The sequence below is a fragment of the Kitasatospora sp. UYEF31 genome (assembly GCF_057291755.1).
This window is the reverse complement of sequence record NZ_JBXAWK010000071.1, coordinates 12,499-27,402: the sequence shown is the minus strand read 5'-3', so window position 1 is coordinate 27,402 and position 14,904 is coordinate 12,499. Positions and strand designations below refer to the sequence as shown.

Here is a 14,904-nt window from a genome sequence, read left to right as displayed (position 1 = left end):
GCGCGGGCCCAGTTGATCGTCACACATCACAAGCTCGCGCGGCTCTTGTCGTTGGCGCAGGAAAACGCCTCAACCGTTATTCAGACCCAGGTCGTAAGGCGGTCCCGGATGCGCGGGCATGTCGTAATAGCCCCAGATTCCTTCAAAGGGAGCCTCCCCGCAGCTGAGGTCGCCGCAGCGCTGGCCGCCGGGTTACGGAAAATGCGGCCCGACCTGCGGATCGTCGAGCACCCGGTCGCTGACGGCGGTGAGGGCACGGTCACCGCCGTACTGCGGGTTCCGGGGATGCGGGCTGTGCCGGTGACGGTGTGCGGGCCCGTCAGCCGGCCGGTCCGGGCGCGGTACGCCATGGCGGGGACCACCGCGGTGGTCGAACTCGCCGAAGCCGCCGGGCTGCACCTGACCGGAGGGCCGCTGTGCCCGAGCAACGCGTGGACGGCGTCCACCGTCGGGGTCGGTGAGCTGCTCCGGCACGCGGTCGAGGCCGGGGCCCTGCACATCGTCCTGGGCCTCGGCGGCTCGGCCACCACCGACGGCGGGGCCGGGATGCTGTCCGCCCTTGGCGCGCGGGTCCTCGGCGCGGACAGCAAACCGGTGAACCCCGGGGCGGCCGGGCTGATTTCGGCCTACCGGCTTGACCTGTCGGGGCTTGAAGACCTGACCGGCGTACGGCTGGACATCGCGTGCGACGTCGACAATCCGCTCGTCGGCAAGGACGGTGCGGCAGCGGCCTACGGCCCGCAGAAGGGCGCGACTCCAGCCGATGTACCGCGCCTGGACGCGGCGTTGACGCGCTGGGCCGACCTCGTCGCAGCGGCCGTCGGCACGGATCTCCGGCTCGTTCCTGGCACCGGCGCGGCCGGCGGCTGCGCGTTCGCCGCGCACGCGGCGCTCGGCGGCCGGATCGTGTCCGGCGTGGAGGCGGTGCTGGCCGCGACCGGCTTCGCGGACACCGTGGCGGGCGCCCGGCTGGTCATCACCGGTGAGGGCCGGTTCGACGCGCAGAGCCTGCGGGGCAAGGCGCCCGCCGGGGTGCTGCGGGCGTCCGGCGGCGTGCCGGTCGTGGTGGCCTGCGGACAGCGGGAGGGGGCGGTTCCGCCGGGTTTTGCGGGGGTTTACGCACTGACTGACCTCGAGCCGGACCCCGCGTTGTGCATGCGGGACGCCGATCAGTTGCTGGTGGAGCTGGGGATGCGGATCGCGCGCGCGAATCTTTAGCCGAAAACCTTTAGCCGAAAACCTTTAGTGCGTAAGGGAGTTCTCCCCGGAAGCATCCGACAGGAAGGCGATCAACGGGCCGCGAGAATCTTCCAAGCCGCCTGCGCGTCAGCCGACTCCCCTTGGAGGGCCAACCATAGTGACGAGTCGTCACTGAGCTTTCCCGCTGCGAGCCGTAGTCGCTTGCGATCCTTGGCGGTCAGGCGTTCCCGCAACATGAACGGGTCCTCCACCAGGCTGCACAGGAAGGTCAGATCGCGAAGGTGACGCACCGGATCGCGGTCGTCCACCACCGCCGCCACGGCCTTCCCGACGATGGCACCGAGGAGGTCGGGACGCGGAACCCAAGCTTCGCGGCCTTGGTACACCACGGGCAGGGATTCGGTACGGTCGAGCGCCTGGGTGGTCCCGGCTGCGGGAAAGGCCCGACCGCCGTTGCTGGTCCGGACATCCGCAGTCGAACCGAGCCCCTCCGGGACAAGGACGTCCACTGATGTCGCAGGAACAGCGAGGTCGACACCGACGCTCGTGCCGGGCCGGACGTAACGGTGCATCAGCCCCTGGGGACCGGGCTCGGCGGCCGGCTCCAGGCCGAGCCTGGTAAGGACCTCGACCAGTCGCCGGATTCCGGACGGTGCGGCGCGGACGTCCACGACTGTGTCGATGTCCGTCGAGACCCGCGGTGACGGGCGGCCCCGCTCAAGGCCGTGGAGCATGACCATCTGACCGCCCACCAGGGACCAGGGCACATCGACGGCCCGTGCCACGTCGATCAGCAGAGTCCACAGGTCATCGGCGGCACCGGCGAGTGGGGGCAACTGGACCGGCGGCCGGTCCAGTCGGGTGAATGCGTCGGTCACTTCGCATGCCCTTCCGGGAAGTGCTCATCAAGCGCGTTCTGGTACAGCTGTCGGGCAGTGCGCCGCGAGCGCTCGTCCCCGGCTTCCCACAGGTCGAAGGCCACCGCCACGGCTCCGGCCCGCGCACCGAAAGGCCACACGGCTTGCGGAGTCCTGATCACCGCGTTGGCTTCCCGGGGCAGGACCAGTTTCAAAGCGAGGTAGCGAACCGCCTCCAGCGCCTGCTCCCGCTTCAGATAGACCTCGATCCGCCCCGGTGAGATCACGTCATGGCCGCCGGCCGAGACGCCCGCCGGGAGTGCTCCGGGAACGGCGAGGAGCCGGGGCAGGGCCGCAGAATGCCCCTTGAAGTGCTGCACCTCGCTACGGCGGCGCACCCAGTCCGCGGCCTTCTCGACTGGTGGGCGCAGGCGTAGCCGGGCGAGCAGTCGGGAACGCTGGTCGGCCCTCAGCCACGGCGCGGGGCCCCCTTCGAGCAGGGTGATCAGCCCCCAGGCCGAACAGGGCGCCATCGGCTTCGTGTGCGGAACGTCCCGCTCGCGGTCCTCCAGGTCGGCAGTGTCGAGGATCCAGCGGCCACCCACCTCACGGGCGGGCAGTATGTCGTCACCGATCAGCGCGAGGACCCGCTGCCGCGAGATCCCCAACCGCTGCGCGCCCTCGGAGACCGAGACGTCCACCCTGCACCTCATTGCGTCATGGATTGCCAAACGACAAGACTACCCGCAATAGGAAGTGTGCGTCAGGATTTGCCGCGCTGCTTGATCTCGCCGGAGTTCCCCGTCAGCACCGCGCGGTCCGCCGCCGCCGTGCCGTGCTCCCAGCCCTCGGGGTCGAGATTCGTGCGCATGCGGTGCCGCTTCGTGCCCGGGAACATCCGGTCGGTCGTCTGGCCCACCGCCACCTCACGGGCGGCGAGGACCGGGAGCAGCCTGGGGTTGGCCTCGGCCTCTTCGACGTGCTCGATGGGTTCGCCGTCCTCGCCCGTGAACCCGGCGACTGCGTCTTCCGTGGCCTGCTCGGTGGCGGCGGTGAGGCGTTCGCGGATGCGTCCGGCGTACGCGATCAGGAAGCTCTGCCGGAAGGTCCGCGTGCGGGACTTGCCCTTGCGGTCCTGCTTGCTGCCGGAGCGGTTCATCGCGGCGGTCGCCTGGACCAGGAGCGAAGTGTAGAGCAGCTCGACCGAGTCGATGTCGGAGTCGAAGCCGACGACGGTCGCGAAGCCGTACTGGCTGGACCAGACCATGCGGCAGCGGTTCGCCACGGCGACGGCGTCCAGAAGCATCGCTTTGGCGGACTCGTACGGGTTGTCGATGCCGATGCGCAGCGCGGAGGGGTCGTCCAGGCTGCCCGCGTCGGCCGCGACCAGGGCCTCGTCGATGCTGTGCCGGGCCATGAGCTGCTGGGCCTTGCCGGTGAGCGCCTCAGCCTCGGGGGCGTGCTCGGTGGACTCGGCCTTGGAGAGCAGTGCGCGGATGCGTCCGAGCATGCGGTGCTCGGTGGGCGTCGGGGCGCCGCGGCGGACGGCCCTGCGGACGCCGGGCGGCGGTCCGGCCGGGGCGATCGACGGCATGCGGGACAGTCGGCGCAGGAGTTGGAGGGCGACGGTCGCGGTGTCGAACCGGCCGCCGGACTCGCGCACCCCGACTTTGGTCAGGAAGGTCTCGTCGTCCTCCCACCAGATGCTCGTCTCCAGGTCGCGGAGCTGGTCCGACCAGCGGGGCTCCAGCGTCCCTGGGGTGTAGCGGCGGGACTCGGCGGCGACCAGGTCGACGGCGAACCGCACGTGCACGGCCTCGAGCTCACGCCGGACTATCCGGACGAGGTCGGCGGGCTGCCAGCCGCGCCGCCAGGCCTCGACGAGGATGTCGTCACCGAGGGTGAGCAGTGACTCGCTGATCTGCGGCCAGCGGGCGGCGGGCTCGGCCAGTACGGAGGCGGCCATGTCGACGGCCCACTCCAGGGAGTCGTCCGGGGCCGCCAGAACCGCCTGGAGCTGGGCGCGGAGCAGCTCTGTCAGCTCCGTCGTGGGGTCCTGGCTGGGCTTCGGCACGTGACTACTTCCGCGGTGGTCCTGCAAAAACAGGTGGTCCTGGAAAACAACAGTGCTTCCAGGATCGCAGACTTCCCGGGGTCGTCGGTCTCAGTCGTGCCGGCTCAGCCGGTGGGCAGCCAGGTCTTCGCCGTGGCCCGGATCTGCTCCGGGGTGGGGCACCAGGTCGATTCGGTCTCCTCGACGGGCCAGTGGGCGCGCTCCGCGCCGGCTTGGAAGGCCGATTCGCGGAAGGTCAGCAGGGCCCGGGTCCGCGGCCAACCGGAACCCGCCGGTCCGTGGCGAGATCTTTACGCCTCGTTACCAACGAGTCCACACGTACGTGCTTAGGTTGACGACACCGGGCCAGGAGCCGGATCCAGCGCACAAATCCACGCAGTTGCACCATGCGCGGCGCGACGGAGGGAACCTGCCCGTGTCCACTTCTTCACCCGTCACCGACTGGCTCACCGGCCGCCTGCTGGCGGCTGCGGGCTGGCTCACCAGTCCGCGGTCCCCTGATGACTACCTCGGCCTGATCGACCCGCTGCTCGGTGCCCGGCACCCGGCCGGGCGGGTTGTGGCCGTGGAGCCCGAGACCGGCACCGCCACCACTCTCGTGATCCGCCCGGGGCGCGGCTGGGCCGGTCATCTGGCCGGGCAGTACCTCCCCGTCGGCGTGGAGGTGGACGGCGCGCGGCTGTGGCGCACCTACTCCCTGACCTCCGCGCCCGGGCGGACGGACGGACTGCTGACGATCACCGTCAAGGCGGTACCGGACGGCCGGGTCTCGCCTCAGCTCGCGTTCCGGACGCCCCCGGGCACCGTCCTGCGACTCGGCCCGGCGCAGGGGGAGTTCACCCTCCCGGCCCCACTGCCGCCACGACTGCTGATGGTCACGGCGGGAAGCGGGATCACACCGGTCATGGGGGTGATCCGTACGCTCGCCTCCCGGCCAGGGCCGCACTCAGATGTGGTCCTGCTACACAGCGCACCCGGACCCGACGACTGCATCTTCAGGGCCGAACTACTCGCCATGAGCCGGGAGTTGCCCTGGTTCCGGTTTCACGAGCACCACACCAGGCCGTCCGGCGCGCGGCTCACGCCGGGCGGCCTCGCCGACCTCTGCCCGGACTGGCGGGAGCGGGAGACCTACGCCTGCGGCCCGGCCCCGATGCTCGAAGCCGTCGAAGCACACTGGGCCGGGTTCACCGACCGGCTGCGCGTCGAGCACTTCCGGCTCATCCCCCGCGGTCACAGCACGTCGGGCGGGCGCGTCCGCTTCAGGCGTTCCGGCGTCGAAGCCGACGCCGCCGCCTCCGCGCCCCTGCTGGAGGTCGGTGAGGAATCCGGCGTCGTGATGCCGTACGGCTGTCGCCGCGGCATCTGCTTCGGCTGCGTCGCGCCGCTGCTCGACGGCCGGGTCCGCGACCTGCGGACCGGCGAACTCTTTGATGAGCCGGGCCAGTTGGTCCAGACTTGCGTTTCGGCCGCAGCCGGGCCCGTCACCCTCGACCTCTAGCTGGAGGATCACCGTGTCCACCGCAGAACTCACCGCTGTCCAGGTTGAACAACTCGGCGAAGAACTCGACCGGATCCGCGTCGGCGTCATCGCCGAACGCGGGGCCGAAGACGCCGAATACATTCGTACGGTGATAGCCGTGCACCGCGGCCTTGAGGTGGGTGGCCGCGCCGCGCTCGCCGTCTCGTTGTTCCCGCCGGCGTGGGTCGCCGGGACCGCGATGCTCTCCGTCGCCAAGATCCTGGAGAACATGGAGCTCGGCCACAACATCCTGCACGGCCAGTGGGACTGGATGGGCGACCCGGCGATCCACTCCACCACGTGGGAGTGGGACGCCCTCACGCCCGCCGCGGCCTGGAAGAACACCCACAACAACGCGCACCACACGTGGACCAACGTCGTCGGGCGCGACCGCGACCTCGGCTACACGATCCTGCGGATGAGCCCCGAACAGCCCTGGAAACCGGTCAACTTGGGGCAGCCGCTCTACAACGCGCTGCTCGCCCCCGTGTTCCAGTGGGGCATCGCGCTGTACGACCTGGAGGTGGACGAGGCCGTCGCCGGGCGCAAGCCGTGGAGCCGCTTCTTCGGCGACGTGCTCGGGCTCGTGAACAAGGCCGGCCGGCAACTCGCCAAGGACTACGCGCTGTTCCCGCTGCTCGCTGGACCGTCCGCGCTGCCGTGCCTGCTCGGCAACCTCACGGCGAACGCCGTGCGCAACGTGTGGTCGCACACGATCATCTTCTGCGGGCACTTCCCCGGCGATGTGCAGACCTTCACCGAGGAGCAGACCGAGGGCGAGACGCAGAGCGAGTGGTATCTGCGGCAGATCCAAGGCTCGGCCAACATCGAGGGCGGACCGCTGCTGCATGTGCTCAGCGGGAACCTCAGCTACCAGATCGAGCACCACCTGTTCCCGGATCTGCCCAGCAACCGGTACGGGGAGATCGCGCCGCAGGTCAGGAAGCTGTGCGCGGCGTACGGCATTCCGTACGTGACGGGCCCGCTGCCGCAGCAGTACGCGTCGACGTGGGGGCGGATCCTGCGGTATGCGCTGCCGAACAGCGGCGCTGCGTAAAGTTCGTCAACTCCAGCCCCACCGACCAATCCGGCACCGGCGCGACTCCGAATAACCCGCCAGGGGCAGAGCTGCCCGGCGGACACGGAGCCAGGAGGCCGGCATGGCGGGACAACGGCGGAGCACCGCCGTGGTGGGTGCCGGAGTAGCCGGGCTCACCGCGGCGTACGTGCTGCGGGACGCGCACGACGTCACGCTGTACGAAATGGACGACCGGCTCGGCGGGCACGCGCACACCCACGACCTGGCCTCCGCCGACGGCCGGGTGCAGCGGGTCGACTCCGGGTTCATCGTGCACAACGAGCGGACCTACCCGCAGCTCCTGCGGCTCTTCCGCGAGCTCGGGGTGACCACCCAGCCGGCCGAGATGAGCATGTCCGTGCGCTGCGCGGGCTGCGGCCTCGAATACGCGGGCGCGCTCGGCCCCGGCGGGCTCTTCGCCCGGTCCACCAACGCCTTCCGGGCCCGCTACCTCAGGATGCTCACCGAGATTCCGGCCTTCCACCGGCAGGCCCGGCAGCTGCTCGCCGACGACCGCGCCGACATCACACTCGGCGCGTTCCTCGCCAGGGGCCGCTTCACCCCCTACTTCACCGCGCACTTCATGATCCCGCTGGTTTCGGCGGTCTGGTCGTGCGCGGGACAGACCGCCCTGCGCTATCCGGCGGTCCACCTCTTCCGGTTCCTGGAACACCACGGGATGCTCACGGTCACCGGATCCCCCAACTGGCGTACCGTCACCGGCGGTTCGCGGGAGTACGTGGACCGGATCGGCAAAAAGCTGAGCACCGTGCACACCACAACTCCCGTACGGGCGATCCGGCGGTTCCCAGACGGCGTGGACGTCACCACCGCGGACGGCACGACCGTCCGGCACGACTCCGTGGTCATCGCGACCCACCCGGACCAGGCGCTGCGCCTGCTCGCCGACCCGACAGTCGCCGAACGCGAAGTCCTGGGCGCCTTCGGCTATTCGAGCAACGAGACGATCCTGCACACCGACACCGCGGTGCTGCCGCGCGCCCGCCGGGCCCGCGCTTCGTGGAACCTGCTGATGCCGTCCTGCACCGCGGACGCCGACCACGTCCAGATCTCCTACGACCTGAGCCGGTTGCAGCGCCTGGACGCCCCCGAAACGTACGTGGTCACGCTGAACGGCGCCGACCGGATCGACCTGGCCAGGGTGCTCGCCAGGATGACCTACGAACACCCGGTGTTCACACCGGAGTCGGTCGCCGCGCAACGGCGGCTCCCCGGCCTCGGCGGGCCGCGCACCGCCTACGCCGGGGCGTACCACGGCTGGGGTTTCCACGAGGACGGCTGCCGTTCCGGAGTGGACGCGGCCCGGGCCCTGGGGGTGGAGTGGTGACCGTCCCGCGCGACCTGGACACCCGCGGCGGGCGGGTGACCGGCAGGCCAGGCTTCCGTGTCCGGGGCAGGCCGATCACAGGAAAGCCAGGCTCCCGTGTCCGGGGCGGACCGATCACGGGAAAGCCCGGCTCACCCGCCCGGGGCGGACCGGTGGCCGGCGCGAACGCCCTTCCCGCGTTGTATCCGAGTGTCATCACCCACGTGCGGACCCGGCCCCGGCCGTACACGCTGACCCACCGCACCTACCTGTGGCTGGTCGACGTCGACCGGCTGCCGCAACTTCCTGTGCTGATGCGTCCGCTGGCCCGGTTCGACGCCCGGGACCACTTCGGCGGCCGGCTCCCGAGCATCCGGGGCGGGCTCGACCACTTCCTCACCGCCCAGGGCGTGGACCCGCCCACCGGCCAGGTCCTGATGCTCTGTCACGCGCGGGTGTTCGGCTTCGTGTTCAATCCGCTGACGCTGTACTGGTGCCACGACTCCGCCGGCGCGCTGCGCTTTGTGGTCGCGGAGGTGCACAACACCTACGGCGGGCGGCACTGCTACCTGCTGTACCCCGACGCCGGGCAGACCGCCCACGCGGACAAGGCGTTCTACGTCTCCCCGTTCTTCGCCGCGGACGAGGGGCGCTACCGGATGCGCCTGCCGGTGCCCGGCGACCGGCTCGACCTCGCCGTGCACCTGGACATCGAGGGCGTCCGGCACTTCACCGCCGCGCTGCGCGGCGTACGGCGGCCCGCCGACGCGCAGGGCCTGCTGCGGGCCGCCGTACGCCACCCGTGGTCCACCGTCGCTGTCGCGATCGGCATCCGGCGGCACGGGATCAAGCTGTGGTCGCGCGGTCACAAGATCCGGCCGCGCCCCCGGAACCACTGCCAGAGAGGGATGGAATGAGTACTTCCACTGCTCCGTCGGATACGGCGTCTTCCACTGCCGCCCAGCCCATTCCGGTTCCGACACCGGCTGGGCCGACGGACACACCCGATCCCGTACGGTGGCCCGACGTCGCCCGGGTGCCCCGTTGCTCCGCCGCCCGGGCCGCGGTGGCGCGCGCGCTCGTCCGGCGCGCGTTGCGCGGGCTCCCGCTCGACGTCCGCCTCGGCCGCACCGAGCGGCTCGGCTCCGGCGGTCCGCTGCTCGTCGTCCACGCTCCGGACGCCTTCATCCGGCGGATCGCCGTCGGCGGCCTGATCGGGTTCGGTGAGTCGTACCTGGCGCAGGAGTGGGAGGCCGACGATCTGGTGGGCGTCATGGAGGTCCTCGCTTCCCATGTCTCCTCCCTTGTTCCGCCGTCCCTGCAACGGCTGCGCGGCCTGTGGAGCCCCCGGCATCCGGAGGCCCAGCGCAACACCCGGACCGGGGCCCGCGCGAACATCCGTCGCCACTACGACCTGTCCAATGATCTCTTCGCGCTGTTCCTTGACGAGACCCTCACGTACTCCTCGGCCGTCTTCGACGAATTCCCTTCCACCTGGTCACTGTTGACGACGGCTCAGCACCGTAAGATCGACCGGCTGCTCGACCTCGCCGGTGTCGGCGCAGGCAGCCGGGTCCTGGAGATCGGGACGGGCTGGGGCGAACTCGCCGTCCGGGCCGCCGCGCGCGGGGCCACTGTTGTGTCAACAACACTGTCGGCGGAGCAACAGCAACTGGCGGTGGAACGCATCCGGGCCGCGGGGTTGCAGGACAGCGCGACAGTGCTCCTCCAGGACTACCGGGAGGTCGCCGGAAGCTATGACGCGGTCGTCAGCGTCGAGATGATCGAAGCTGTGGGCGAGGACTTCTGGCCGGACTACTTCACCGTGCTCGACCGCCGGCTGGCCCGCGGCGGCCGGGTCGTGTTGCAGGCGATCACCATGCCGCACGACCGGATGCTGGCCTCCCGGAACACCCACACGTGGATCCAGAAGTACATCTTCCCTGGCGGTCTGCTGCCGTCCGTGCAGGCGGTCGAGGAGACGGCGGTCCGGCATACGAGCCTGCGGGTGGTGACCTGCGAGGGCTACGGATCTCACTACGCCGAGACATTGCGGCTCTGGCGGGAGCGCTTCACCGAGCGGCAGTCGTCCGTACGCGATCTGGGCTTCGACGACACGTTCCACCGGATGTGGTCGTTCTACCTGGCCTACTCGGAGGCCGGGTTCCGGTCGGGGTATCTGAACGTTCATCAGGTCCTGTTGGAGCGGGGGCCGACCTGGCCGGTGTTCGACGGGCGGCCCGGGGAAGGCTGTTCGCCGTGAACAGCTTCGCGCTTGACGCCTCGGGGTCCTTCCCGTGGTCCGGCTTCGGCCTCAATCTCGCCGCGGCGGCAGGTGCCGCGCTGGCGGTCATGCTCGCCACCTTCACCGTGGCGCTGCGGCTGAAGATGCACCGGATCGTGGACGTCGCCTGGGGACTGGGCTTCACCGCCGTGGCGGTGACGACCTACTTCCTGTCCGACGGCCATGGCGACGACGGCCGCCGACTGCTGGTCACGGGGCTGACCACCGTGTGGGGACTGCGACTTGCGGCACACATCGCCTGGCGCGGGAGGGGTCACGGTGAGGATCCGCGCTACGGGAAGCTGCTCGACAAGGCAGCAGGGAACCGGAACGCCTATGCGTTCCGGATGGTCTACCTGTTGCAAGGGAGCCTGGTCTGGGTGGTCTCGCTGCCGGTCCAGGCGGCGGCGTACGAGTCTTCCGCGCTCGGTCCTGTGGCGTTCGCCGGAGCGGCGCTGTGGCTGCTCGGTCTGGTCTTCGAGGCCGTCGGCGACTTCCAGCTCGCCCGCTTCAAAGCAGACCCCGCCAACCGGGGGAAGGTGAATGACCGCGGCTTGTGGTCCTGGACCAGGCACCCGAACTACTTCGGCGACTTCTGCGTCTGGTGGGGCCTGTTCCTGCTCGCCTGCGGCAGTCTGACCGCTGCTGCGGCAACCGTCGTGGGGCCGCTGGTGATGTCCTACCTGCTCACCCGCGGCAGCGGAAAGGCGCTCCTTGAGCGGCACATGGCCGGGCGGCCGGGGTATGCGGACTACCTCGCCCGCACCAGCGGCTTCTTCCCCCGCCCGCCCAGGCGGGTTCCGGGGGCCTGAAGACCGACATCCCCGGAGTGGTGATCATCTTCGAGAAATGATCACCACTCCGGGGATGTCGGTCTTCAGGATGGAAGCTACTTCGCGATCACCATCCGGGCCGCCGCCTTCCCCCGGTAGTGGTCGATCACCACCGCGAGCATGATGACCACGCCGGTGATGATCTGCCGCTGGAAGTCCGAAACCCCCATCAGCAGCAGGCCGTTGCTCAGCACTCCGAGCAGACAGGCACCGAGCAGCGTGCCGATCATCGAACCCTTGCCGCCGGACAGGGACGCGCCGCCGATCACCACCGCCGCGATGGCGTTCAGCTCATAGCCGCCGCCGAGCGTCGGGCTGGCGATGTTGAGCCGGGCCATATAGGCGATCGCCGCGATACCGACGGCAAAGCCGGCGATCGCGAACGCGGCGACTTTCACAATCTTCGTACGGTGACCCGAAAGGCGAACTGCCTCTTCGTTGTTGCCGATTGCGAAGATCATGCGGCCGAAGACGGTACGCGTCAGCACCAGGTGGCCGACCACCACCATCAGGATCGCGATCCAGAACAGCACGGGAACTTCAAGCACCGTGCTGGTGCCGAACTTCTTGAAGCCCTCGGGGAACGTGTAGAGCGTCTTGGCGTCGGTGTACTCGAGCGCCGCGCCGCGCGCCACGTTCATCATGCCGAGCGTCACGATGAACGACGGCACCCGCCACTGCTCCGACACAAAGCCGTTGATCAGGCCGACCACCATGCCGACGCCGACCGCGGCGAGGATCGCGAGCAGCACGGCGACCGGCACGGGGAGGCTGGTGGAACCCAGGACCTTGCCGGAGACGACCGCGCACAGCGCCATCGCCGCGCCCACCGACAGGTCGATGCCGCCGATGAGGATCACGAACGTCATGCCCACGGCGAGCATCGTGTTCAGGGTTATCTCGGTCGCGATGTGGGTGATGTTGTTCGACGTCACGAACGAGTCCGCGAACACGCTGAAGAACAGCACCATCACGAACAGGGCGATCCCGATTCCGGCCTCGCCCATCACCTGCCGGGCCAGGACCGCCGTCGGACTGGTCGGGCGGGTAAGGGTTGAGGAAGTCATCGTTTCACCGTCCGCGAAGCAGATTCCGGGGTTTCTTGGGGAGCTGTTGTGTAACCCGAGTAGGCGAGCGCGAGGATGTGCGGACTGTCGAAGTCCGCGCGCGCGACTTCGCCGGCCAGCCGGCCGCGCGAGAGGACGAGGATCCTGTCGCACACGCCCAGGAGTTCCGGCAGGTCGGAGGACACCACGAGCAGCGCCTTGCCCTGTGCCGCGAGGTCGGTCAGGAGCTGGTGGATCTCGTAGCGGGCGCCGACGTCGATGCCGCGGGTGGGCTCGTCGACCATCAGCACGTCGGTTCCGGCGAGCAGCCAGCGGCCGATGACGACCTTCTGCTGGTTTCCGCCGGACAGCATGCCGACGGCCTGCTTCACGTTGGGGGTTTTTGTACGGAGCTGAGCCACGCTCTTGTCCGCGAGCCGGTCCTCTTCAGCCCTGCGGTGCAGTCCGCCCCTGGAGACTTTGGACAGCGCGGCGAGCGTGATGTTCGCGGCCACCGAGAGGTCCAGGACCAGGCCCTGGCTCTTGCGGTCTTCGGTGAGCAGGCTGATTCCGTTGCGGACGGCGTCGCGCGGGCTGCGGATGCGCACCTTTTTGCCGCGGACAAAAACCGCCCCGGAGCGGACCGGGTCGGCGCCGAAGAGCGCCCGGACGAGTTCCGTACGACCGGACCCGACCAGCCCGGCCACGCCGACGATCTCGCCGGCCCGGAGGGCGAAGGAGACCGGTTCGCCGCCGACGGGCTGGAGTCCTTCGACCCGCACCAGCTCGTCCCCCAAGGTGCGTTCGGCGTACGGGGGGTACTCGTGCGCGAGGTCCCGCCCGACCATCAACCGGATGACCTCTTCGGTGGTCACCCCGGCCATCTCCTTGGTGACCACGTGCTTGCCGTTGCGGAGCACGGTCATCCGGTCGCCGAGCTCGAAGCATTCGTCGAGGTGGTGCGAGATGTAGAGGATCGCCACGCCGCGCGCGGTGAGCCGCCGCAGGATCGTGAACAGCTGGGCGGTCTCCCGCGGCGTCAGGGTCGCGGTCGGCTCGTCCAGGATGAGCACCCGGGAGTCGTGCCACAGTGTGCGGGCGATCTCCAGGAGCTGCTGCTGGGCGATGCCGAGCCGTTCGACCTTCGTCTTCGGGGAGACGTCGAGGCCGACCTCTTCGAGCAACTCCACGGCGCGGCGGTTGAGTTCGCTCCGGTTGACCACGCCGAAACGACGCGGGAGATGCTGGAAGAACAGGTTCTCGGCGACGGTGAGGTACGGAAGGACGTTGAGCTCCTGGTGCACGACCTGCACGCCGGCCCGCAGCGCCTCGGCCGCGCCACCGGGGTGGTACGGCTCACCGCCCAACCGCATCTCACCACTGTCCGCGGGGTGGATCCCGGACAGGATCCGTACCAGCGTCGATTTTCCGGCGCCGTTTTCTCCGAGGAGTACGTGCACCTCGCCCGGCACCAGGCTGAGCCGCACGTCGTCCAGCGCCACCACGCCGGGGAAACGTTTGCTCACCCCGGTGACTTCGAGGACGGGCTCCGGGGTGACCGTGGCCGCTCCAAGTCCTTGCGCGGGTGCGTCGGCGTTGTCGTCGCGCACGGGTGCCGCCTTTCCTTTGAGGGTTCGGGTGCCGGGCGGGTCAGGGTGACCGTCAGCCGGTCTTGGTGACGACCTTGACGTCGGTCTTCACCCAGCCGGTGGCCGGTGTGCCGTTGATCGCCTTGAGCACCTGGTCGATGCCGTCACCGGCCTGCTTGGAGGCGAACTGGTCGATCGTGGCGACCACGGTGCCGTTCTGCAGGTACGGCTTGATGGCCTCGACGTTGTCGAAGGACGCGACCTTGATCTGGCCGTCCTTCTTCGCGGCGCTGATCGCCTTGACGACACCGAGCGTCATCGAGTCGTTGGAGGACAGCACACCCTGGATGTCGGGGTGCGAGGTCAGCATGTTCGTGAAGACCGTGTACGCCTCGTCGGTCTCCCAGTGCGCGGTCTTCGAGTCGAGCAGCTGGAGCTTGCCCTCGGTGACCGCGGCCTGGAAGCCGGCCTTGCGCTGGTCGGCGTTGGCCGCGCCCGGGTTGCCTTCGAGGATGACGACCTTGCCGCCCGCGCCGAGCGCCTCGACGAGCTTCAGGCCGGACTTCTTCGCGCCGTCCGCGTTGTCCGGGCCGACGAACGGGATGCCCAGGCCCGCGGCCTTGAGCGCGCCGTCGTCGAGCTTCACATCGATGTTGACGATCTTGATGCCCGCGGCGGCGGCCTGCTTGATCGGCGCGATGAGGGCCTTGGAGTCGGCGGGGGCGATGACGATGCCCGCGGCCTTCTGCGTGACGCACTTGTTGATCGCGGCGACCTGGCCGTCGATGTCGGTCTCGCTCTGGATGCCGAGCGAGTCCAGGTCGACGTTGCCGAGCTCCTTGGCGTGCGCCTCGGCGCCCTTCTGCATGGTCTGGAAGTACTCGTTGCCGAGCGACTTCATCACCAGGCAGACCTTGGTCTTGCCACCGGCGGCGGGCGCCGCGGGCGCTCCGCTCTTGCCGTTGTCCGACTTGTTGTCGCCTTCCTGGCCGCACGCGGACAGGGCGAGGGCGAGGGTGGCGACACCGACGGCCAGGATGCTTCTGGTGCTTCTGGTGCTCATGGGTTTTCCCTTCCGGGGCATGGTTGTTCAG

At 69.6% G+C, this 14,904-nt stretch carries 13 protein-coding genes; 7 read left to right on the top strand and 6 right to left on the bottom strand.

Annotated features, from left to right (window positions below; translation table 11 throughout):
• Positions 1 to 108: 108 nt before the first annotated feature.
• Positions 109 to 1,218 (top strand): glycerate kinase, encoded by a 1,110-nt coding sequence (locus tag AC0Z36_RS25975; RefSeq protein ID WP_485465484.1) that lies wholly within the window; start codon positions 109 to 111, stop codon positions 1,216 to 1,218.
• 71 nt (positions 1,219 to 1,289) lie between these two features.
• Here the strand turns inward: AC0Z36_RS25975 and AC0Z36_RS25970 are convergent, their stop codons facing one another.
• From AC0Z36_RS25970 to AC0Z36_RS25960, 3 genes are all read right to left on the bottom strand, one after another.
• Complete coding sequence (locus AC0Z36_RS25970) at positions 1,290 to 2,078, bottom strand: hypothetical protein (protein WP_485465479.1); 789 nt, start codon at positions 2,076 to 2,078, stop codon at positions 1,290 to 1,292.
• Positions 2,075 to 2,758, bottom strand: a complete 684-nt coding sequence (locus AC0Z36_RS25965) for a helix-turn-helix domain-containing protein (protein WP_485465478.1) — start codon at positions 2,756 to 2,758, stop codon at positions 2,075 to 2,077. Before AC0Z36_RS25965 ends, AC0Z36_RS25970 begins: the two co-directional genes overlap by 4 nt.
• Positions 2,759 to 2,820: 62 nt before the next feature.
• Positions 2,821 to 4,131 carry a DUF2786 domain-containing protein gene (locus AC0Z36_RS25960; RefSeq protein WP_485465477.1) on the bottom strand — a complete coding sequence of 437 codons (1,311 nt, stop codon included), beginning with the start codon at positions 4,129 to 4,131 and terminating at the stop codon, positions 2,821 to 2,823.
• A gap of 409 nt (positions 4,132 to 4,540) precedes the next feature.
• Here AC0Z36_RS25960 and AC0Z36_RS25955 point away from each other — a divergent pair, with 409 nt between their 5' ends.
• The 6 genes from AC0Z36_RS25955 to AC0Z36_RS25930 all read left to right on the top strand — a co-directional run bounded on the left by AC0Z36_RS25955 (position 4,541) and on the right by AC0Z36_RS25930 (position 11,154).
• On the top strand, positions 4,541 to 5,632 hold the full coding sequence (locus tag AC0Z36_RS25955) for a ferredoxin reductase (protein WP_485465483.1): 1,092 nt from the start codon (positions 4,541 to 4,543) through the stop codon (positions 5,630 to 5,632).
• 13 nt (positions 5,633 to 5,645) lie between these two features.
• Positions 5,646 to 6,710, top strand: a complete 1,065-nt coding sequence (locus AC0Z36_RS25950) for a fatty acid desaturase family protein (protein WP_485465476.1) — start codon at positions 5,646 to 5,648, stop codon at positions 6,708 to 6,710.
• A 103-nt stretch (positions 6,711 to 6,813) separates the two neighbouring features.
• The gene (locus AC0Z36_RS25945) at positions 6,814 to 8,079 is read left to right on the top strand and encodes an NAD(P)/FAD-dependent oxidoreductase (RefSeq protein WP_485465475.1); all 1,266 of its coding nucleotides are present in this window, start codon (positions 6,814 to 6,816) and stop codon (positions 8,077 to 8,079) included.
• A gap of 152 nt (positions 8,080 to 8,231) precedes the next feature.
• Positions 8,232 to 8,975 (top strand): DUF1365 domain-containing protein, encoded by a 744-nt coding sequence (locus AC0Z36_RS25940; protein WP_485465482.1) that lies wholly within the window; start codon positions 8,232 to 8,234, stop codon positions 8,973 to 8,975.
• Entirely contained in the window at positions 8,972 to 10,321 is a 1,350-nt protein-coding gene (locus AC0Z36_RS25935) for a class I SAM-dependent methyltransferase (protein ID WP_485465474.1), read from the top strand. Before AC0Z36_RS25940 ends, AC0Z36_RS25935 begins: the two co-directional genes overlap by 4 nt.
• A complete protein-coding gene (locus AC0Z36_RS25930; protein WP_485465473.1) occupies positions 10,318 to 11,154 on the top strand; it encodes a DUF1295 domain-containing protein in 837 nt (278 codons plus the stop codon). The genes AC0Z36_RS25935 and AC0Z36_RS25930 overlap by 4 nt, the downstream gene beginning before the upstream one ends.
• Before the next feature lie 77 nt (positions 11,155 to 11,231).
• On the opposite strand, the gene AC0Z36_RS25925 is transcribed toward AC0Z36_RS25930, so the two are convergent.
• Genes AC0Z36_RS25925 through AC0Z36_RS25915 form a run of 3 tightly spaced genes read right to left on the bottom strand, consistent with a single transcriptional unit; the run spans position 11,232 to position 14,873 of the window.
• The gene (locus tag AC0Z36_RS25925) at positions 11,232 to 12,242 is read right to left on the bottom strand and encodes an ABC transporter permease (protein ID WP_485465472.1); all 1,011 of its coding nucleotides are present in this window, start codon (positions 12,240 to 12,242) and stop codon (positions 11,232 to 11,234) included.
• Positions 12,239 to 13,831, bottom strand: coding sequence for a sugar ABC transporter ATP-binding protein (locus AC0Z36_RS25920; protein WP_485465471.1), 1,593 nt, complete (start codon positions 13,829 to 13,831; stop codon positions 12,239 to 12,241). Before AC0Z36_RS25920 ends, AC0Z36_RS25925 begins: the two co-directional genes overlap by 4 nt.
• 52 nt (positions 13,832 to 13,883) lie before the next feature.
• Entirely contained in the window at positions 13,884 to 14,873 is a 990-nt protein-coding gene (locus AC0Z36_RS25915) for a substrate-binding domain-containing protein (protein WP_485465470.1), read from the bottom strand.
• Positions 14,874 to 14,904 lie beyond the last annotated feature (31 nt).

Coding starts and splice junctions, on each gene's coding strand:
- AC0Z36_RS25935 (WP_485465474.1), top strand. CDS start 8,972: ATGAGTACTTCCACTGCTCCGTCGGATACGGCGTCTTCCACTGCCGCC.
- AC0Z36_RS25975 (WP_485465484.1), top strand. CDS start 109: ATGCGCGGGCATGTCGTAATAGCCCCAGATTCCTTCAAAGGGAGCCTC.
- AC0Z36_RS25945 (WP_485465475.1), top strand. CDS start 6,814: ATGGCGGGACAACGGCGGAGCACCGCCGTGGTGGGTGCCGGAGTAGCC.
- AC0Z36_RS25925 (WP_485465472.1), bottom strand. CDS start 12,242: ATGACTTCCTCAACCCTTACCCGCCCGACCAGTCCGACGGCGGTCCTG.
- AC0Z36_RS25915 (WP_485465470.1), bottom strand. CDS start 14,873: ATGAGCACCAGAAGCACCAGAAGCATCCTGGCCGTCGGTGTCGCCACC.